Annotated in this window: 14 protein-coding genes; 9 read left to right on the top strand and 5 right to left on the bottom strand. The window is 67.5% G+C overall.

Annotated elements, in window-relative coordinates; translation table 11 throughout:
• Positions 1-33 precede the first annotated feature (33 nt).
• From AC1REK_RS10100 to AC1REK_RS10115, 4 genes are all read left to right on the top strand, one after another.
• Positions 34-1,002 (top strand): Gfo/Idh/MocA family protein, encoded by a 969-nt coding sequence (locus AC1REK_RS10100; protein ID WP_492268147.1) that lies wholly within the window; start codon positions 34-36, stop codon positions 1,000-1,002.
• 71 nt (positions 1,003-1,073) lie between these two features.
• A complete protein-coding gene (locus AC1REK_RS10105) occupies positions 1,074-1,640 on the top strand; it encodes an ImmA/IrrE family metallo-endopeptidase (RefSeq protein WP_492268146.1) in 567 nt (188 codons plus the stop codon).
• Between the two features lie 66 nt (positions 1,641-1,706).
• Positions 1,707-2,897 carry a pyridoxal phosphate-dependent aminotransferase gene (locus AC1REK_RS10110; RefSeq protein WP_492268145.1) on the top strand — a complete coding sequence of 397 codons (1,191 nt, stop codon included), beginning with the start codon at positions 1,707-1,709 and terminating at the stop codon, positions 2,895-2,897.
• Between the two features lie 95 nt (positions 2,898-2,992).
• The gene (locus tag AC1REK_RS10115) at positions 2,993-5,233 is read left to right on the top strand and encodes a mechanosensitive ion channel family protein (RefSeq protein WP_492268144.1); all 2,241 of its coding nucleotides are present in this window, start codon (positions 2,993-2,995) and stop codon (positions 5,231-5,233) included.
• A 12-nt stretch (positions 5,234-5,245) separates the two neighbouring features.
• Here the strand turns inward: AC1REK_RS10115 and AC1REK_RS10120 are convergent, their stop codons facing one another.
• The 3 genes from AC1REK_RS10120 to AC1REK_RS10130 all read right to left on the bottom strand — a co-directional run bounded on the left by AC1REK_RS10120 (position 5,246) and on the right by AC1REK_RS10130 (position 10,129).
• Positions 5,246-5,611, bottom strand: coding sequence for a hypothetical protein (locus tag AC1REK_RS10120; protein WP_316019006.1), 366 nt, complete (start codon positions 5,609-5,611; stop codon positions 5,246-5,248).
• Between the two features lie 92 nt (positions 5,612-5,703).
• The gene (locus tag AC1REK_RS10125) at positions 5,704-6,642 is read right to left on the bottom strand and encodes a cell wall hydrolase (RefSeq protein WP_492268143.1); all 939 of its coding nucleotides are present in this window, start codon (positions 6,640-6,642) and stop codon (positions 5,704-5,706) included.
• 658 nt (positions 6,643-7,300) lie between these two features.
• Positions 7,301-10,129, bottom strand: a complete 2,829-nt coding sequence (locus tag AC1REK_RS10130) for an Rne/Rng family ribonuclease (RefSeq protein ID WP_492268142.1) — start codon at positions 10,127-10,129, stop codon at positions 7,301-7,303.
• Positions 10,130-10,825: 696 nt separating this feature from the next.
• Between AC1REK_RS10130 and AC1REK_RS10135 the strand changes: the two genes are divergently transcribed.
• From AC1REK_RS10135 to AC1REK_RS10155, 5 genes are all read left to right on the top strand, one after another.
• Positions 10,826-12,049, top strand: a complete 1,224-nt coding sequence (locus tag AC1REK_RS10135; protein WP_492268141.1) for an N-acetylmuramoyl-L-alanine amidase — start codon at positions 10,826-10,828, stop codon at positions 12,047-12,049.
• A gap of 154 nt (positions 12,050-12,203) precedes the next feature.
• Positions 12,204-14,651: a penicillin-binding protein 1A gene (locus AC1REK_RS10140; RefSeq protein WP_492268140.1), complete on the top strand. Its 2,448-nt coding sequence runs from the start codon at positions 12,204-12,206 to the stop codon at positions 14,649-14,651.
• Positions 14,652-14,676: 25 nt separating this feature from the next.
• On the top strand, positions 14,677-14,925 hold the full coding sequence (locus tag AC1REK_RS10145) for a hypothetical protein (RefSeq protein ID WP_492268139.1): 249 nt from the start codon (positions 14,677-14,679) through the stop codon (positions 14,923-14,925).
• Positions 14,926-15,030: 105 nt separating this feature from the next.
• Positions 15,031-16,159, top strand: a protein-coding gene (gene prfB / locus AC1REK_RS10150; RefSeq protein WP_316020745.1) for a peptide chain release factor 2 whose coding sequence is annotated in 2 segments (ribosomal slippage) — positions 15,031-15,099 and positions 15,101-16,159 — 1,128 coding nt in all. Because the reading frame shifts where the segments join, the coding sequence is not laid out codon by codon here.
• Positions 16,156-17,262 (top strand): SGNH/GDSL hydrolase family protein, encoded by a 1,107-nt coding sequence (locus tag AC1REK_RS10155; RefSeq protein WP_492268138.1) that lies wholly within the window; start codon positions 16,156-16,158, stop codon positions 17,260-17,262. The genes prfB and AC1REK_RS10155 overlap by 4 nt, the downstream gene beginning before the upstream one ends.
• A gap of 220 nt (positions 17,263-17,482) precedes the next feature.
• On the opposite strand, the gene AC1REK_RS10160 is transcribed toward AC1REK_RS10155, so the two are convergent.
• The gene (locus AC1REK_RS10160; RefSeq protein ID WP_492268137.1) at positions 17,483-18,811 is read right to left on the bottom strand and encodes a M23 family metallopeptidase; all 1,329 of its coding nucleotides are present in this window, start codon (positions 18,809-18,811) and stop codon (positions 17,483-17,485) included.
• 95 nt (positions 18,812-18,906) lie between these two features.
• Positions 18,907-19,371 (bottom strand): peroxiredoxin, encoded by a 465-nt coding sequence (locus tag AC1REK_RS10165; protein ID WP_316020748.1) that lies wholly within the window; start codon positions 19,369-19,371, stop codon positions 18,907-18,909.
• Between the last annotated feature and the right edge of the window lie 83 nt (positions 19,372-19,454).

Here is a 19,454-nt window from a genome sequence, read left to right on the forward strand (position 1 = left end):
CGGTGCGCTCCTTTAGCAAAGAGGCCGCTTCCCATGCCTGCACCCGTTTCCATCGGCATCATCGGCGCCGGCATCATGGGCGAGCGCATGCTGCGCGCCGTGCTCGACCAGTCGCCCGATCTCGTCCGTGTCGCGGGCATCTGGGACCCTTCGGCCGAGGCTATGGCAAGAATCGGCGGAGAGCTGCCGCAGGTGACCGCCCTCCGCGATGCAGCAGCGGTGCTCGCGGCCAGCGACTGCGTCTATGTCGCCTCGCCGCCGGCCTCGCATCTCGGCCACGCCCGGGCTGCACTTGGTGCCGGCCGCAGCGTGTTCTGCGAGAAGCCGCTCGCGGTCGACCTCGCCGATGCCCGCGCCTTCGTCGCCGAGGCCGGCGGGCGCGGGGCGGTGAACTTCCCCTTCGCCTCTTCGCCGGCGGTAGCGACCCTCGCCGACTGGATCGCGAAGGGCGAGCTCGGCACACTCCGCAAGGTCTCGATCGAGGTCGCTTTCGCGCGCTGGCCGCGGCCTTGGCAGGCGGATGCGGCCGGCTGGCTCGACCGGCGGGAGCAGGGCGGCTTCACCCGCGAGGTTGTCTCGCATTTCCTGTTCCTGAGCCGGCGCCTGATCGGGCCGCTGCACGGGCTCGAAGCGAGCGCGAGCTTCCCTGAGGCGGGCCGTTCGGAGCGCGCAATCGCGGCGAAGCTCCTGGCCGGCGAGCTTCCTTTGACTCTTACGGGCGGCGTCGGCACGACCGCCAAGGACGACCACAACATCTGGATGCTTGAAGGCGACAAGGGAGCGGTGCGGCTCTGCGACTGGTCGCTGGCCGAGCGGCGCCTGCCGGACGGTTCCTGGCAGCGTGCGCCCGATGCGCTGTCGCAGCTCGAAGCGCGGCCGGTCGCGCTGAAGCGCCAGCTCGAAGGCGTCGCCAGGCTGACCCGCGGCGAGCCACACCAGCTCGCGACGCTCCAGGAAGCGCTCGACGTGCAGGAAATCGTCGAGGCGATCCTGGCGAGCTGAGGCGTTCCGCGCGGTTCATTGAGCCGCAGCGGCACGAGCGGTATGATGGGCTTGCCTTCGGAGGCTCGCCCATGCGTCACGCCTTCCTGACCGACGAGCAGATCGACGCGCGCGCCCTGGCGCATCGGCGCGGACTCGGCTTTCGCGACGATCGGGCCATCGACTTTGCCAAGTTGATGGCCAGGCTGAAGGCACGCTATCCGAACTTCACCTATGAGCGCGTCGGCGATGACGGCCTCGGCGAGGCCGAGGCGCAATGGGATTCACAGGCCAAGCGCCTGCTGATCACGGACACCGTGTTCGAGGGCGCGGATCGCGGCGAGGGCAGGGCACTGATGGCGGTGGCGCACGCCGTCGGCCATGCTTTGCTCGGCCACGAAGGCACGTTCAATCGCAGCCCTGCGGGCAGCCCAGCGGAGCGCTTCTCGCCGAAGCTGCGGTCGATGGAATATCAGGCCCGGCGCTATGCCGCCGCCTTCCTGATCCCCGACACGCCGGCCGTGCGGGCGCTGGACGCGACAGGGCTGAGCCGGCGCTATCATGTCAGCATGAGCGCCGCGATCGTCCGGCACAGCGAGTTGCGCTCGGGCGAGAACGCGTCAGTGTCGCCCTCGCGACCGGGTGGGGTTGCGGGCTGAGCGGCTTGCGATCCGCGCGCCGGCGGGGCATGGCTCGGCGCAACGCCAATCTCGTCGAGGCTACGCATGACCATTGCCGCAACCGGCACGCCGCCGGCGCCGAAACCCGCCGCGCGGGCGGAGGCCGTCGCTCCCTTCATCGTCATGGACGTGATGAATGCCGCCGAGGCGATCGAACGGCGGGGCGGCTCGGTGGTCCATATGGAGGTCGGCCAGCCTTCGGCGCCGACGCCGGCAAGCATCCGCGCCGCGACGGCGCGGGCGCTCGACGACGGGCGCATCGGCTATACGCAGGCGCTCGGTATCGGCTCGCTCCGTGCCCGCATCGCCCGGCATTATCGCGAGGCCTATGGCGTCGAGGTGCCGGCCGAGCGGGTGATCGTCACCACGGGCTCGTCGGGCGGCTTCATCCTGTCCTTTCTCGCCTGTTTCGAGCCGGGTGCACGCATCGCGATCACGGCGCCGGGCTATCCGGCCTATCGCAACATACTGGTGGCGCTCGGGCTGGAGCCGGTCGCGATCCCGGTCGGGCCGGAGACGCGCTACGCGCTGACGCCCGAGCTGATCGCCAAGGCGCATGCCGAGGCGCCGCTCGCCGGCGTGCTGACGATGAGCCCGGCCAATCCGACCGGCGTGGTGATGACGCCGGAGGCGATCGCTGCCGTCGCGGCCGAATGCCGGCGGCTCGGCCTCTGGTACATTTCGGACGAGATCTATCACGGCCTGACCTACGACCAGCCGGCGACGACGGCGCTTTCCGCCGATCAGGACGCGATCGTCGTCAACTCCTTCTCGAAGTACTACTGCATGACCGGCTGGCGCGTCGGCTGGCTGGTGGTGCCGGAGCGGCTGGTCAGGACGATCGAGCGGCTGCAGCAGAATCTCTCAATCTCGGTGCCGATGCTGAGCCAGGTGGCGGGCGAGGCGGCTTTCGACGCGACAGCCGAGTGCGAGGCGATCAAGGAAGGCTATGCCGCCAATCGCGCCTATCTGCTCAAGGCGCTGCCGGAAATTGGGCTTGGCGACTTCCTGCCGGTCGACGGCGCCTTCTACATCTATCTCGACATCGGAAAGTACTCGAACGATTCCATGAGCTTCTGTCGCGACGCTCTCGAACAGGCCGGGGTCGCGATCACGCCCGGGCTGGATTTCGACGAGGGGCGGGGGGCGCGCACCGTGCGGCTTTCCTTCGCCGGGTCGCTGGCGGAATGCGAGGATGCCGTGGCAAGGCTCGGGCGCTGGCTCAAGGCGCGTTGATCTTGCTTGCCAATCCGGGCCGAGCGGCAGCAATCTGAACTCACGAGCAGGGGGACGGAATGCGTCGGAAGTGGATTGGTCCGGGATTGGCCGCAATGCGCTGGCTCCTGCTGGCGACGATAGCCCTGGCTTTCGCTGGGCCGGCGGCGGCGCAGACCAATGCTGCGCCGGGAGAACCGCTGCTCTTGACGCTGCGCGGCGACGAGACGCCGGAGACGGTCCGCAAGCTCGTCGATGCGCTTTCAGCGGGCGGACGCCGGGTCGAGGTCCGGATCGGCGGGGTGCCGGCCGATTCGCCAGCGCCTGCCGCGGCCCCGGCCGCCCCGGCGGGGAAAGCGGCTACCGCACCGAAGCCGCCGCCCGCGCCATCGGCGGTGGAGACGGCAGACACCCAGGCCGAAGCTCTGGTCGATTACTTCGTCTCTGGCCTCGACTATGGCCGTGCCGCCATTCCGAGCGTTCGCTTCCTGCCGGACGACTGGCTGCGGAGCTGGTCGCTGAACCAGAATGCGTCACCGACGACGCGCCTCTTCGCCTCTCTGGCCCTGGCTCTCGGCATCGCCCTGCTGTTCCGCTTCGCCACGGCGCGGTGGTTCGCCGCAAGGATGAGGCCGCGCGCCGAGTATTTCACCGCAAGGCTGATCGCTTCCGGCTTCGGCCTGCTGCAGGACCTGCTGACGATCGCGCTGGGCCTCGTCGTGGCGCGGCTCGCCGGCAGCTACTGGCTGCCCTCGGACGATCTCGCGGCACACGCCCTGCACGGGATCACCAACGGTACGGCCGTTGGCGCGACCTATGTCGCGACCGGCCGCTTCCTGCTCGCCCCGGGCCAGCCCGAACGCCGCCTGATGCCGCTGCCGCGGGCCGAGCGGCATTTCCGGCTGCTCTGTACCTATGCCGTGCTCGTGCCGGTCTTCATCGTCGCCGCCCTGCTGGCGCATCGCGTTTCCGGTGGGCCGGAGGCGGTCGCCGGGCTGGTGACGCTCAGCGGCTTCGTGCTCGCCGCCTACAAGATCTGGTGGTTCGTCGACGCCCGCTACGACCTGACCGCGCTCGTCCTCAGCGGCAGCGCGGAGCCCGGCCCCGGTCGCAGGTTCCTGGCGCAGGCGATGCCCTGGATCTATGTCGCGATCGCGGTCGTGCTCTGGATGGTCGGGCGTGCGGCGGCGATGATGCCGAATGGCGGCCGCTGGTCCGAGGCGGCGGAGCTGACGCAGATCATCGTCGTGCTGGCGCCGATCCTTTCTGTCGGAGTGAACAGCCTGCTGACCTGCCGTCAGGCGCGGCGCGCCGCCATTGCCAAGCCGACGCCGCTGGCGCAAGCGCTCGGCCATGCCGTGCGCGCGGCCGCCGGCGGCGTGATGTGGGCCGGTGGCTTCTATCTGGTGGCGCGCATCTGGGCCGGCCTGCTCTTCGGCATGAGCTCCGGTCAGTTCGGTCAGATCTCCCGCCAGATCGCCAGCATCGCCGTGCTGGCTTTCGCAGGCTGGGTCGTGATGGTCTTCCTGCGCGGCTTCTTCGACGCCTATGCGCCGCGTCCACGATCCACCGGTCCCGTGGACGAGGACGTGATGCCGGAAGACAATATCCCGTCGCGGCTCGCGACGGTGATGCCGGTCTTGCGTGGCGTTGTGCTGACGGCCGTGATCGGCCTGACCATCCTGGTGCTGCTGTCGCGGCTGGGTGTCGATATCGGACCGCTACTGGCCGGCTTCGGCATTCTCGGCCTCGCCATCTCCTTCGGCTCGCAGGCGCTGGTGCGCGATATCGTCTCTGGCTTCTTCTTCATGCTGGAGGATGCTTTCCGCGTCGGCGAATATGTCGATACTGGCCGCCTCAAGGGCACGGTCGAGAAGATTTCGCTGCGCTCGATGCAGCTGCGCCACCAGAGCGGGCAGATCCACACCGTGCCATTCGGGCAGGTGCAATCGCTGACCAATGCCAGCCGCGACTGGGCGACGGTGAAATTCAACGTCCGGCTCGACCATTCGGCCGATATCGAGAAGGCGCGCAAGACGATCAAGAAGGTCGGTCTCGCTCTGCTGGAGGACCCCGAATTCGGCCCGCACTTCATCGCCCAGCTCAAGATGCAGGGCGTCGCCGACATCACCGATGCGGCGATCGTGATCCGGCTGAAATTCACCTCCAAGCCGACCCAGGCCTCGATGCTGCAGCGCGAGGCGCTGAAGCGGGTCTATCGCGGGCTGATCGAGGCGGAGGTGCCATTCGCCTCGACCGCAGTGACGGTGCGCGAGGGCGGTGGCAAGGGGGCCGCGGGGGCGGCTGCTATCACCGCGGTGGCGCCGCCATCGCCGCTCGCACCGGCGGCGGAGTAAGGCCCGGCCGGATCAGCGGCCGAGCTCGAGCATGAAGAAGAAGCCGAAGCCGATCACCGTCAGCAGCACGCCGAAGCCGGCGGCAAGACGCGCTGCCGAAAGCTGGCGGCTGAAGGCCGTGCGCTGCTCGGCCCGGTCGCTGGCGTGCTCGCGCCCATGCTTGCGGAACTGGCTCGCGTAGAGATCGGGCGTCATCTGCGGGCCGATCGGCAGATTGCCCTCGAGCTCGAAGCGTACCGCGACGAACAGCACGAAGAGGCCGAGCAGGCCGACCCCGAACCAGCCGATCGCCTGCAAGGCCAACCAGGCGAGACCTAGCAGGCCGGCCCCGCACAGGGCCGAGAGGATGAGGCGTTCGGGACTGCGCGGCGGCGGCATGACGGCTCCGCATGCTGAGGGAGACCGCAGCCAGTTCCGCATTCCGGCGCCGTCAGGTCAAGGCCGGCAGCCGGTTTCTGCCAGGCAATGCGTTACCGAGCCTGCGCGACCCTGCTGGGCTCCAGGCTGTAGAAGATGTGCCGGCCGATCACATCCATCTTCCTGAGCTTCTTCGCCCAACGGGGCGACACGTAATCGGCGTGGTAATGGGTCGAGGCGGCGACCTCGGTCAGATAGATCTTGCCCTCGTAGACCTCCTGCGCGATGCGCTTGGCTATCTCCCAGGACTCGGGCTCTTTTATGCGCAGCGATTTGCCCTCGCAGGCGAAGGTGAACTGGCAGGCGAGCTTGCGGTGTCGGTTTTGGTAGACAACGCCGCAGACGGAGGTCGGGTAGACCCCGCTCTTCACCCGGTTGAGCACGACTTGGGCGACGGCGGCGCGTCCTTCCTCCGGTTCCGAGCGCGCCTCGAAATAGACCGCCTCGGCCAGGCAACGCTGCTCGCGCGCCATGTCCTCGGACTTGATCAGCCCGGCATAGAGCAGTTGCGGCTCCTGCTCTTTTGTACCCGTTGGCGTCAGTGACGCGGCAGCATGGGCGGTGCGCTCGCTCATCGGCGTTGCCGAGCCCTGTGCTGGGGCTTGAGCCACCACCGGCGTGGCGCCGTCGCCGGTCGGCGGCGCTGTCGGCGGGGGCGACAAGGGCTCCGGCGGATCGGATTCGGTTTGTTGGTCGCCCCGCGGCTGCGGGAGAATGTCATGCAGCGGGCTCCGGTGCTCTTCGCCCTGGAGCGCATCGAAGGAAAGGCTCGCGCTCGTCAGCGCAGTCGTGAGATCGGGCTTTCCGAAAAGGCCGGCCTCGCCGGCATCGATGCCGATCAGGTGTATCGGCTTGCCGGGGACGGGAAGCAGGTCGCGGTTGATGCCGAGCGGCATCGCGGGGGAGGCTGGCAGCGTGGCCGGGGCGGTCTTCGCGGGCAGCGCGACAAAAGCCGCGAGCGCAAGCGACGCCGCCGGGGCGAGGCGCTTCATGGGGAACTCCGGAATCGGGGACAGGCCGAGCCTTTGCGGCACCGAGGGATCGGCGGCAGGGTCAGCGGCTTTCTTGGCCTGGTCTGCTTGGAGGGCTTGCGGCGGGGCGCACTGGCGCTTCACCAACCGCGATGAGACGAGCGACCGCGCGCCTAGCGGCACGGCCATTCTGCGTACTTGCCGACTGACACTCAGGAGCGCCGCGAGCCTGCGATGGATCGCAGGTCATTCGTCGCGGCTGGACCGGGTAGGCAGTGCGCTCTCGCGCGTCGTCACCGATAAGCGGAGTCGTGACGTAGGCGGGGGGTGATCTTGTCTCTTGCGGTGACCGAAGAGTGGATCATCAGAGAAGCGGCTGCGCTAGCGGTGCGCAATCCAGAGTAGTCGATAGTGAACCCGAAATTCCTTGTAGCGGCTTATTTGATTATTACCTTACGTCAATATTCTATAGCCTCCTGTGTCGCGTTTTCTGGCTCGAATTACGTTCGCTATGGGCATCGAGTTCGGCGACTTTGTGGCCATTTCGAACCAATAGCGGTTTTCCGGGCGGCGTTTTGTCTCACCACGGGCGGCGCCCAAGCCGGGCCCGCGTCCCGGCGGCCCGCGGCTTCCCTTGCGCCATGAAAAAAGCCCGCTGCGATTGCAGCGGGCTCTGGTCTCATTTGCGTCCGGCGAGGCGGTTCCACCAGCCGCCGCGCTTCGGGCGATCCGGATCGGGCGGGGTCAGCACCACCGCGACCGGCTCTTCGACGGCACGCGGCGCAGGGGCCGGTTCCGCTGCTTCGACGACAGGTTCGGCTGCTGCCGGAGCCGGAGCTTCAGGCTCGGCTGCCGGGGCAGGCGGGGCTTCCGCCGCAGGGGCGGCCTCAACGGCGGCGCCGTCCTCGGTGATCGGAACCACCTTCTTGCGGGCACGGCTGCGCTTGGGCTTCTCGGCCGGGGCCGCAGCAGCTTCGGCCACAACTTCGGTGGTCTCAGCCTTGGGCGCTTCGGCGGCTTCGGTCACGGGCGTCTCGGCAGTCGCCGCTTCGGCCTCGGCCTTCTTGCTGCGTCCGCCACGGCGGCCGCGGCGCGGCTTGGCTTCGGCTTCGACAGGCGCCTCCTCGGCTGCGACCTCGACGACGGGGGCGGGAGCCTCCGCGACGACCTCGACGATCTCCGCGACGGGCTCGCCGCTCTCGCCGCCATCGGCCGGCTCGTCCGACGCGTCCTGGTCGTCATCCTGGCCGTCGCCGGCCTCCTCGCTGCCGCCTTCGAGGCGCTGGCCATCGCCATCGCGCTCGCCGCCACGCCGACGGCGGCGGCGGCGGCGGCGCTTGCGCCCGCCTTCGCCCTCGCCGCGACCTTCCTCACCTTCGCCATTGGCCGAACTCGGGCCGGCCTCGGCCTCGCCGCTCTCCTCGCTCTCGGCTTCGAGATCGAGAACCTCGTCCTCCTCGGGCTCCTCGACGATGGCCTCGGCGCGCATGCTGCTGACCGGGATCACCCGGTTCTCATTGCCGACGAACTCGCCGCGCTCGACCTCGAAATAGCGCGTGCCGAGCAGGGCGGCATCGGCCGAGACGGTGATCGCGATGTTGAAGCGCTCCTCCAGATCGCGCAGATGGGCGCGCTTCTGGTTGAGCACGTAGAGCGCGACCTCGGGCCGGGTGCGGACTTCGAGATTGTGCGAGGCGCTCTTGATCAGCGCTTCTTCCAGCGCGCGCAGGATCTGCAGCGCGATCGAAGGCGTCGAGCGGACGAGGCCGGCGCCGGCACAATGCGGGCAGGGCACCGAGGAGCTCTCGAGCACGCCGGTGCGGATCCGCTGGCGCGACATCTCGAGCAGGCCGAAGGCCGAGATGCGGCCGACCTGGATGCGAGCCCGGTCGTTCTTCAGGCACTCCTTCAGCTTCTTCTCGACGGCGCGGTTGTTGCGGTTCTCCTCCATGTCGATGAAGTCGATCACGATGAGGCCGGCAAGGTCGCGCAGGCGCAGCTGGCGGGAGATCTCCTCCGCTGCTTCGAGATTGGTCTTGAGGGCGGTGTCCTCGATATTGTGCTCGCGGGTCGAGCGCCCGGAGTTGATGTCGATCGCGACCAGCGCCTCGGTCTGGTTGATGACGATGTAGCCGCCCGACTTCAGCGTCACGGTGTTCGAGAACATCGCGTCGAGCTGGCTCTCGACGCCGAACGCGGCGAAGAGCGGGGTCTGCTCGCGATAGGGCTTCACGCTCTTGGCATGGCTCGGCATGAGCATGCGCATGAAGTCCTTGGCCTCGCGATAGGCGGCCTCGCCGGCGACGTGAACCTCGTCGATGTCCTTGTTGTAGAGGTCGCGGATCGAGCGCTTGACGAGGTTGCCCTCCTCATAGACCAGCGCCGGGGCGACGGAGGCGAGGGTCAATTCGCGCACGCTCTCCCACATCCGCATCAGATATTCGTAGTCGCGCCTGATCTCGGGCTTGGTGCGGGAGGCACCGGCAGTGCGCAGGATGATGCCCATCCCCTCCGGAACCTCCAGCTCCTGAGCGATCTCCTTCAGGCGCTTACGGTCCTCGGCATTGGTGATCTTGCGCGAGATGCCGCCGCCCTTGCCGGTGTTCGGCATCAGCACGGAATAGCGGCCGGCGAGCGAGAGGTAGGTGGTGAGGGCGGCGCCCTTGTTGCCGCGCTCTTCCTTGACGACCTGGACCAGGATGATCTGGCGGCGCTTGATCACCTCCTGGATCTTGTACTGACGACGCGAATGGCGGGGACGCTCGGGCATGTCGTCGAGGGCGTCGCCGCCGCCGAGCTGCTCGGGCTCCTCGTCCGGGTGGTCGTCACCGCCATTGTCGTCGTTGCCGTCTTCGCCGCCGGACTCGTCGCCGTTCTCGGACGGAGCACGCGCTTCCTCGGCCTCGGCTGCGGGCTCGCTGACGGTCTCGAAGGTCAGCGGCGCGGCGTTCTCGGCAACGCTCTCGCTGCTCGATTCGGCGACGGCGGGCGCGAAGTACTCTCCGAAGGCGGGCGCGCCCTCGTTGACCATCGCGGCTTCCTTGCCGTCGGTCTCGACATGCTCGACTTCGCCCTGGCCGCTCTCTGCCTGGACTTCGGCGCTGACGGTCTCGTCGCCGTTGCTGGCGCGCTTGGCGCGTCCGTCACGGTCGCCCCGGCGGCCACGGTCGCGGCGGCCGCGCTTCTCGCGCTTCTCCTCGTCGCGCTCTTCCTCGCGCTCGGCGCGGGCCTCTTCGGCCAGCAGCGCCTGCCGATCGGCAACCGGGATCTGGTAGTAGTCCGGGTGGATTTCGGAGAATGCGAGGAAGCCATGGCGGTTGCCGCCATACTCGACGAAGGCAGCCTGGAGCGACGGTTCGACCCGCGTCACCTTCGCCAGATAGATGTTGCCGCGAAGCGGCTTTCGGCTGGCGGATTCGAAATCGAATTCTTCAATGCGGGAACCGCGGGACACCACGACCCGGGTCTCTTCCGGGTGGGTGGCGTCGATCAGCATCTTGTTGGCCATAGGACAGGTCCATCTGCGCAGCTGCCTTTGGTACCCGCCGGGCTGCGGACATGAGTCCGCTGCCGCGGGCAGGGGCGCCGCGCGTCGGCCGGCTCGCGCCGGCATGTTGCAGGGAGGAAAAATCAGCCAAGGCCGGATAGCGGAGGCGAGCGGCGGAACGGGCAGAAAGCCCGTCGCAACCGGAAAGGTCTCGACGAAACACCGAAATGGGAAGCGGCGTCGTATGCCCCGACATCTTACCTTTGACCTGCGACGCACCTGCCGCAAGGCGAAGCGCACCGCGTTGACACGCTCGCGGAATGCCGAACCCGGCGTCGATTTCTGCCTGACGCCGGCCCGTCCGCGGACGATCTGTTGCTAGCCGCCTTCGCGCCGATCCTGATCGCTTCGAGCGACCGGACCGGTTGGCTTTTTCGTCGGGCGTCAACGGGTTATTGCGACCCTGTTGCGCGCGGCGGAAGCCATCACGATGCGACCGACTCCATTACAGACAGCTTGCCGCATTTGGCAAGGGAGAACGCGCCGGGACAAGAAATCGGCCGGTTTCCGGGCTAGGCTCGACGTGGTAACCGATTGTCAACGGGTCGCAGCGCTATGGTTAAGAGTCCTTAAGCATTGCCTGCGCAAATGTAGGAGCTGCCCCTGTCCGCGGGCCTTCATCTTTCCGCTAACGCGGTCGCCGGCCGTCTCTGCGACGTGGCGGGGCGTTTTTTGCGTCCGGCGCTGCTGCTTGCCGCGCTGGTCATGGCAGGGGGCGCGGCGGCCAATCCTCAGGGGCGGGCGACCAGCGAGTTCCCGGTCGCGAGCGAGGCGCGAATCGAAGCTCAGGGCGAGACGGTGCGGCTGGTGCTCACCCTGTCGCAGCCCGTCACGGCAAGCGCCTTCGTGATGGCCGGGCCGGACCGCGTCATCGTCGACCTGCCATCGGTCAATTTCCAGATTCCGGCTTCGAATGCGCGTAGGTCCGCCGGCTTCGTCTCGGGCTTCCGCTACGGCCTCTTCACGCCGGACCGGGCCCGGCTGATCCTCGACCTCGCACAGCCGGCCGCAGTCGCGGATGTCTCGGTGAAGCCTCTGCGCGGCGGTTTCGGAGAGCTCGTCATCGAGCTGAAGCGGACCAGCCGCGAGGAGTTCGTTGCGCTGGCGCGCGCCGCCGCGGCCAAGGCCCAGCTGCCTCACGTCCCGGTCGAGTCCAAGTCCGAGGGCGATCAGCGCCGGATCGTGGTGATCGATCCCGGTCATGGCGGCATCGATCCCGGTGCTGTCGTTGCCTCGATCGCGGAAAAGTCGGTCGTGCTGGCCTTCGGCCTGAAGCTCAAGGAACAGCTCGAGGCGCAGGGGCGCTACCGCGTGATCATGACCCGGCACGATGACAGCTTCGTGCCGCTGGGCGACCGCGTGCGTATCGCCCGCAGCGTCGAGGCGCATCTGTTCATCTCGATCCACGCCGATTCGCTGACGCAGGCGCAGGATGTCCGGGGCGCCACGATCTATACCGGTTCGGAGCGGGCGAGCGACGCGGAAGCCGCGCGGCTTGCCGCCAAGGAGAACCAGGCCGATGCGGTCGCCGGCCTCGACGCCAGCGAGGACGTGCAGGACGTCGCCGGCATCCTGATGGACCTCGCCAAGCGCGAGACGCGCGGCTTCTCGGCGATGTTCGCGCGCAATCTCGTCGAAAAGCTCGGCGGCTCCGTCAAGATGCACAAGGTGCCGCTGCGCTCGGCAGGTTTCAGGGTGCTGACCGCGCCGGACGTGCCGTCGGTGCTGATCGAGCTCGGCTACATGTCGAGCCCGAAGGACGCAGAGCTCCTGAACTCCGAAAGCTGGCGGGCGCAGGCCGTGACTGCGGTGCAGGGCGCGGTCGACCAGTATTTCGAGCGTACCCAGCCCCCGGGCAAGGCAGCAGAGAGCCGGCGGTGACGTAGCGGGGCCGAAGATGAGGCTTTGTGGTCTTACAGCCACGGTTCCGCCATTTCCGCCATGTTATAGAGTGAAGTTAAAGATCGATCACCCGGGCAGGGCATGCCGTCGATTCGAGCGACGCCGCTGCCGCTAGACGAGGTCAAGTTTCTCGATGCGGTTCATTCTGCGCCTTTTCGGGTGGGCGTTCGCCGCCGGCACGATCCTCTTCGTGATCGGTGTCGCGGGAGCGGCAGGCCTCGTCTGGCACTATTCCAAGGACCTTCCCGATTCGGCCCAGCTGCGGAATTACGAGCCGCCGGTGATGAGCCGCGTCCATGCGGGTGACGGCAGCCTGATCGCCGAATTCGCCCGTGAACGCCGGCTCTATCTGCCGATCCAGGCGGTGCCGAAGCTGATCATCGACGCTTTCCTCTCGGCCGAGGACAAGAACTTCTACAAGCATTTCGGCGTCGACCCGGAAGGTCTGGCGCGCGCCGCGATCTCGAATTTCCGCAATCGTGGCTCCGGCCGCCGGCCGCAGGGCGCTTCGACCATCACCCAGCAGGTGGCGAAGAACTTCCTCGTCGGCTCCGAGCAGAGCATCGAGCGCAAAATCCGTGAGGCGCTGATCGCGCTGCGCATCGAGTCGACCTATTCGAAGGACAAGATCCTCGAACTCTATCTCAACGAGATCTATCTCGGTGCGCCGGCGCCGGGGCAGGGCAGCTATGGCGTCGCCGCCGCGGCGCTGAACTATTTCGGCAAGTCGGTGCATGAGCTGAACGCTCAGGAGGCTGCCTATCTCGCGGCGCTGCCGAAGGCGCCGACCGACCTGCACCCGTTCCGTAATCGTGAGCGCGCGATCGAGCGCCGCAACTACGTGCTCGACCGCATGGCCGAGAACGGCGTGCTCAAGCGGGCCGAGGCGGACGCCGCCAAGAACCAGCCGCTCGGCGTCAATCCGCGCACCGTGTCGCCGAACAACATCGCCGCCGGCTTCTTCGCCGAGGAAATCCGCCGCGAGCTGCAGGACCGTTACGGCGAGAAGAAGCTGCTCGAGGGCGGTCTCTCGGTCCGCGCCACGGTCGACCCCAAGATGCAGCTGATGGCGCGCAAGGCGCTTGTCGACGGTCTCGTGCGCTTCGACGAGGCGCGCGGCTGGCGCGGCGCCATGCAGAAGCTCGATCTCGCGGGCCGCGAATGGGGTGTCGCGATCGGCGAACTCCCGGTGCTCGGCGACGTCAAGCCCTGGCGGCTTTCCGTCGTGCTCGATGTCGCCGGCGACAGTGCCCGCGTCGGCCTGCAGCCGATCCGCGAAGCTTCGGGCCATCTCCGGCCGGAGCGCGAGACCGCGACGCTCGGCGGCGAAGGCATTCGCTGGACGCGGCGCACGCGCGTGTCGCAGGCTGTCTCGGTCGGCGACGTCGTCTATGTCGAGCCGATCGACGGCAAGCCGGGGCAGGTGCGTCTGCGCCAGATGCCGGAGGTGAACGGCGCCATCACCGTGATGGATCCGTTCTCCGGCCGCGTGCTGGCCATGGTCGGCGGCTTCTCGCACGACCAGTCCGAGTTCAACCGCGCGACGCAGGCGCTGCGGCAGCCCGGCTCGTCCTTTAAGCCCTTCGTCTATGCGACCGCGCTCGACAATGGTTACACCCCGTCCAGCATCGTGCTCGACGCGCCGATCGAGGTCGACCAGGGCGGCGGGCTCGGCGTCTGGGCGCCGAGCAACTATGACGGCAAGTTCACCGGGCCGCGCACGCTGCGCTACGGCATCCAGTTCTCGAAGAACCTGATGACCGTCCGACTCGCCAAGGATGTCGGCATGCCGCTGATCGCCGAATATGCGCGGCGCTTCGGCATCTATGACGACATGCTGCCGGTGCTCTCGATGTCGCTCGGCGCCGGCGAGACCACGGTGATGCGGATGACCGCGGCCTATTCGATGCTCGCCAATGGCGGAAAGCGCATCCGGCCGACGCTGATCGACCGCATCCAGGACCGGTTCGGCTCGACGATCTACCGGCACGACCAGCGTATCTGCGAGGGCTGCAATGCCGATAAGTGGGCCAATCAGCGCGAGCCGCGCCTCGTCGACAATCGCGACCAGGTGCTCGACCCGCTGACCGCCTACCAGATGGTCTCGATGCTCGAAGGCGTCGTCAACGCCGGCACCGCGACGGTGGTCAAGGCTGTCGGCAAGCCGCTCGCCGGCAAGACCGGCACGACCAACGACGCCAAGGACGTCTGGTTCGTCGGCTTCTCGCCGGACCTCGCCGTCGGCGTCTATATGGGCTTCGACAAGCCGAAGTCGCTGGGCAACTCGGCGACCGCAGGTCAGTACGCCGCGCCGATCTTCCGCGATTTCATGATGCAGGCGCTGAAGGACAAGCCGGCGACGCCGTTCCGTGTCCCGGCCGGCATCAAGCTGATCCGCGTCGATCCGCGCACCGGCATGCGCGCCGGTGGCGAGGGCGGCATCCTTGAGGCCTTCAAGCCGGGCACGGCGCCGCCGGACAGCTACTCGGTGATCGGCGCGGCCGGCGACGGCACCGGCGCGATGAGCGTCGCGCCGGCCGGCGGACGCTCGGTCGGCTCGGGCACCGGTGGGCTGTACTGACGGCTTGCGGGAGAAGCTGGGCAGGTTGACGGCGCCGACAACGGCGCCGCCATTGCAGGCGATCCTGAAATCGGAGCTCGCCCGTGGCAACCATGTCGCGGAGATCGGCGACTGGCAGCCCGGCTGCGACCTCCTGGTGATCCTGTCGCGCCCCTTCGCCCGACGCCATGTGCTTGCGTCGGGCGTGACCTATCGCGATCTTGACGATCCGCATTACTGGAAAGCGGAATACAGTTTCGGGCGCGAGTGCCTCGCCTGCCAGTTCGGCAAGTGAGGCAGGCGAGAGAGCCTGCCAATCGCGGCCCGCCATTTACAGCGCCGCCCTTCACCCCTATGCCAGCGCCAAAGCTCGCAGACTAACGGAAGCCGACCACAGACCATGCGCCCAGAGATCCAGACGCAACTTGATAACGCCAAGCAGTCGATTGGACTGCTGAGGAGGCATCTTTGACTGGGATGTCGCGCAAAGACGTCTCGCAGAGCTGAACGCCCTCTCCGAAGGCCCCGATTTCTGGAACGATGCCGAGACCGCGCAGAAGCTGATGCGCGAGCGGACATCGCTTGAGGATCAGATCAACGGCATCATCAAGCTCGAGCGCGAGCTCGACGACGCATTGACGCTGATCGAGCTCGGCGAGATGGAAGAGGACGAGGCCACCGTCTCCGAGGGCGAGGCGGCGATCAAGGCCGTCGAGGTCGAGGCGGCGCGCCGCCAGGTCGAGACCCTGCTTTCGGGCGAGGCCGACATGCTCGACACCTATGTCGAAATCCATCCCGGCGCGGGCGGTACCGAAAGCCAGGACTGGGCCGAGATGCTGCTGCGCATGTATCGGCGCTGGGGCGAGCGGCGGAAGTTCAAGGTCGAGACGCTGGACTATCAGGACGGCGACCAGGCCGGTATCAAATCGGCGACGCTGCAGTTCAAGGGTCATAACGCCTATGGCTGGCTGAAGACCGAATCCGGTGTTCACCGGCTGGTGCGGATCTCGCCGTTCGATTCGAATGCTAGGCGCCAGACCTCGTTCGCGTCGGTGTGGGTCTATCCGGTGGTCGACGACCGGATCGTCATCGACGTCAAGGAATCGGACTGCCGCATCGACACCTATCGGGCGCAGGGAGCGGGCGGCCAGCACGTCAACACCACCGATTCGGCGGTGCGCATCACCCATATCCCGACCGGGATCGCGGTGGCCTGCCAGCAGGAGCGCTCGCAGCACAAGAACCGGGCCAAGGCCTGGGACATGCTGCGCGCCCGGCTCTACGAGGTCGAGCTCAAGAAGCGCGAGGACAAGGCGAACGCCGAGCAGGCTTCCAAGACCGATATCGGCTGGGGCCACCAGATCCGCTCCTATGTGCTGCAGCCCTACCAGCTGGTGAAGGACCTGCGCACCGGCGTCTCGTCGACGGCCCCGTCCGACGTGCTCGACGGCGATCTCGACCCGTTCATGGAGGCTTCGCTGGCCCAGCGGGTCTACGGTACCGAGGTCGAAGTCGAGGACATCGATTGAGCGAGAAGAAGCGTTCCCGTGGCCGCGAGATCCTGACCAATCTCGCGGTCTCGGCCGGCAGCGTCCTGTTCTTCCTGTTGTTCTGCGAACTGGTGCTGTTCCGCTTCGTGCTGCCCGGCAGCGACGTGCCGCGCAATGCCTTCAGCAATGGCGTGGTGCGTTACCAGCCCGGGCAGAACGGAACCTGGCGGGTGCGCGACGAGATCGCGGCGCCGTTCAGGATCAATGCGCAGGGCTGGAATTCTCCGCTACCCGACTATCCGGTCGCGCGTCGGCCAGGGGTGTCCCGTATCGCCTTCGTCGGCGATAGCTTCGTCGAAGCCCTGCAGGTTCCGTTCGACCGGACATTCGTGGAAAGCGCGGTTGCCGCTTTGGGGCCGGAAGGAGCGGTCGAGGGCTACCGCTTCGGCGTCGCCGGCGCGCCGCTCAGCCAATACCTCCAGATGGTCGAGCGCGAGGTCGAGATCAGGCGCCCGGACCGCATCGTCGTGATGCTGGTCCATAATGATTTCGACGAGAGCTTCGTCTTCAAGCCGGGACGCTATACATCGAGCTTCCTGAAGCTGCGGATCGAGAACGGCCGCGTTGCCGGCGAGGTTCCGCCGGAGCCCTGGCATCCCGGCGCGTTCGAGAGCCTGCGCCAGACCGCTACGGCGCGCTTCCTGCTCTATCGCTGGCAGGTGCGTCCGCAAATGCTGCTCGATGCCATCCTCGGGCCGGCTCAGGCCGCAGGCGAGGGCGGGTTCGCCGCCAACATCGATGTTGCCGGCGTACTGGCGCGCGAGGCCGATATCCGCGTCGCCACAGACTATCTGTTCGGCAGGCTGAAGGCCCGCGCCGAGGCGATCGGCGCCAAGCTCCAGCTCGTCATGGATGGCGAGCGGCAGGCGATCTATGCTGGGCGCGACAGCGGGGCGCTGCGCCTGAACCGCATCGCCGCCGAGATGGCGGGTCGGCACGGCATCCCGTTCCTCGACCTTCATCCCGTCTTCGCGGCGGATTGGGCCAGGAACCAGAAGCGCTTCGACTTCCGCTCCGATGCGCATTGGAACGAGTACGGCCATGCGGTAGCCGGAGCGGCGATCGCCGAGGCGCTGCGCTAGCGCGCTCCGCATTCACGCGAAGCTGAAGGGTTTTTCCCTGCGCTGTTCGCAAAGCACCGGAGCTTCCTCTTGTGCGCCGGCGCCGTGCTGCGCCCCGTCAGGCATCGGCGAGATGATCGGCAGGAAACGCGGCGCCGCTCCCGGAATGAGATCAGCCTCCTGAAGGGCTTTCCCTCAGGAGGCTGCATTTTTCTTCAAAGACTGCGCGGCTTGCGGTCCGTCAGAGCTGTCCGGCGAGTTTGTCCCCGGCACGCAGGAACCGGATCGGGTCGAGCGTATCGCCGTCGATGCGGGTTTCGTAATGGAGATGCGGGCCGGTGGAGCGGCCGGTCGAGCCGACACGACCGACCAGCGCACCGGCGCTGACGTTCTGGCCGGCCGAGACCAGGATCGCTGACATATGGGCGTAGCGGGTGCTGATGCCGCCGGGATGCTCGATCTCGACCATGTTGCCATAGCCGCCGGAATACTCGGCGGTGACGACCTTGCCCGCCGCCGTGGCGCGGACCGGAGTTCCGGTCTCGGCGCGCAGGTCCATGCCGGTATGCATGGCCGGGCCGCGGGTGAACGGGTCGACGCGGTAGCCGTAGTTCGAGCTCATGTCGATCTCGCCCTGGAGCGGGCGGCGCAGCGGCAATTGCAGCGCAAGCTCGCGCAGCCGCGATACGGCGGCGATGCGCGGCTGCAGGCTGTGCAGCGTCGCCTCGAACGGGCCGGCGGCGGGGTCGATCTTGATCGGAACGAAGGGGCCGCCGACGGCCTTGGCGATCGTCGTGCTGGCCGCCAGGCGATCGGTGTCGAGGCCGGTTTCCGCCAGGGCCGCACGCAGCGTCTTCTGGGTTTCGCCGAGGCTGCGGTCGATGTTGCGGAGCGTGCCAAGCTGCGACGAGCCGGTCTGGCCGATAGCCTCGTCAAGCTGCTCCAGTGCCTCGGCGACGCGCTGCGCCGGCGACACCGGCTCCGGGACCTCCCCGGACTGCCAGGGACCGGCATTGCGGTCCTCGGCGCCGCGGAGCACCGGCATGTCGGGTGCAGGGGTCGGCCTGGTCGGCCCGATCGGGGCAAAGCTGCTGACGCTGGAGGCGCGGGTCGCCGCCTCCGGCTTGATCAGGCGCGGGCCTGAAGCCGTCTTGCCGGCCTGGGTGACGCCGATGCCGCTCGCCTTCAAGGTCTCCGTGACCGCGTTGACCAACGCCTGCTTGGATTCGAGCTCGGCCTGGCGCATGGCGATCTCGCCGACACGGGCCTCGACGCCGTCCTGGTCGAGCAGGGCCCGGCTCGCCAGCCGGTCGATATCGGCACGCAGGGCGGCGATGCGGTCCTCATAGGCATATTGCCTGGAGGTCTCGCGGTTGATCAGCCGGGCGGCGAGATCATCCTTGCGCAGGATGTACCATGTCGTCGCGCCGCTCCAGGCGGTGGTCAGGCCGAGCAGGGAGAGGCCGAGCAACGCCGTCGAGCGGCGGATGGCGAAGCTGCGGCGGGAGAGGATGCCGGTCACTGCGAGTGCCGGCGCGCGGGGGTGAGCCGCGGAATCGGGGAGTGTCATACGCAATACCGACTGTGACGCTGCGATGATCTGATTAGACCCTGTTAGGGTTAATCAATCGCAAAACGCCCCCCGAAGGCCGCGATTTTCGTGCTCTACAGGGTTTCGGCGGCCAGAAGCACTTCCTCCGCGTGGCCTTTCACCTTCACCTTGCGCCAGATCCGGGCAATCTTGCCGTCAGAATCGATCAGGAAGGTGGTGCGCTCCACGCCCATATAGGTGCGGCCATACATGCTCTTTTCGACCCAGAGGCCATAGCCGTCGATCATCTGGCGGTCTTCGTCCGCGAGAAGGTCGATTTCCAGGTCGTATTTCTGCTTGAAACGGTCATGCCGGGCGACCGAATCGGGCGAGACGCCGATGATTCGCGTTCCGGCTGCGGCGAAGGCCTTGCGCAGGCCGTTGAAGGCGGTCGCCTCCAGCGTGCAGCTCTGGGTGTCATCCTTCGGGTAGGCATAGAGCACGACCTTTCCGCCTCTCAGCTCGGAGAGCGTCACAGTGCCGCCGCCGTCCTTCGGCAAGGTGAAGTCCGGGGCGAAGCTGCCTTCGTTCAGGGCCATGTCTGCCTTCCTTTGGTCGATATCGCGCCGCATGGGCTGGCGAGCCATAGGACGCTGAGCCGGCTGAGGCCAGAGAGCAGGAA

Source organism: Allobosea sp. GW823-FHT02B03 (assembly GCF_058797755.1).

What these genes read in the sequence shown, in the direction of transcription:
- AC1REK_RS10100 (WP_492268147.1), top strand. Translation starts at nt 34, where the DNA reads ATGCCTGCACCCGTTTCCATCGGCATCATCGGCGCCGGCATCATGGGC.
- AC1REK_RS10105 (WP_492268146.1), top strand. Translation starts at nt 1,074, where the DNA reads ATGCGTCACGCCTTCCTGACCGACGAGCAGATCGACGCGCGCGCCCTG.
- AC1REK_RS10110 (WP_492268145.1), top strand. Translation starts at nt 1,707, where the DNA reads ATGACCATTGCCGCAACCGGCACGCCGCCGGCGCCGAAACCCGCCGCG.
- AC1REK_RS10115 (WP_492268144.1), top strand. Translation starts at nt 2,993, where the DNA reads ATGCGCTGGCTCCTGCTGGCGACGATAGCCCTGGCTTTCGCTGGGCCG.
- AC1REK_RS10120 (WP_316019006.1), bottom strand. Translation starts at nt 5,611, where the DNA reads ATGCCGCCGCCGCGCAGTCCCGAACGCCTCATCCTCTCGGCCCTGTGC.
- AC1REK_RS10125 (WP_492268143.1), bottom strand. Translation starts at nt 6,642, where the DNA reads ATGAAGCGCCTCGCCCCGGCGGCGTCGCTTGCGCTCGCGGCTTTTGTC.
- AC1REK_RS10130 (WP_492268142.1), bottom strand. Translation starts at nt 10,129, where the DNA reads ATGGCCAACAAGATGCTGATCGACGCCACCCACCCGGAAGAGACCCGG.
- AC1REK_RS10140 (WP_492268140.1), top strand. Translation starts at nt 12,204, where the DNA reads ATGCGGTTCATTCTGCGCCTTTTCGGGTGGGCGTTCGCCGCCGGCACG.
- AC1REK_RS10160 (WP_492268137.1), bottom strand. Translation starts at nt 18,811, where the DNA reads ATGACACTCCCCGATTCCGCGGCTCACCCCCGCGCGCCGGCACTCGCA.
- AC1REK_RS10165 (WP_316020748.1), bottom strand. Translation starts at nt 19,371, where the DNA reads ATGGCCCTGAACGAAGGCAGCTTCGCCCCGGACTTCACCTTGCCGAAG.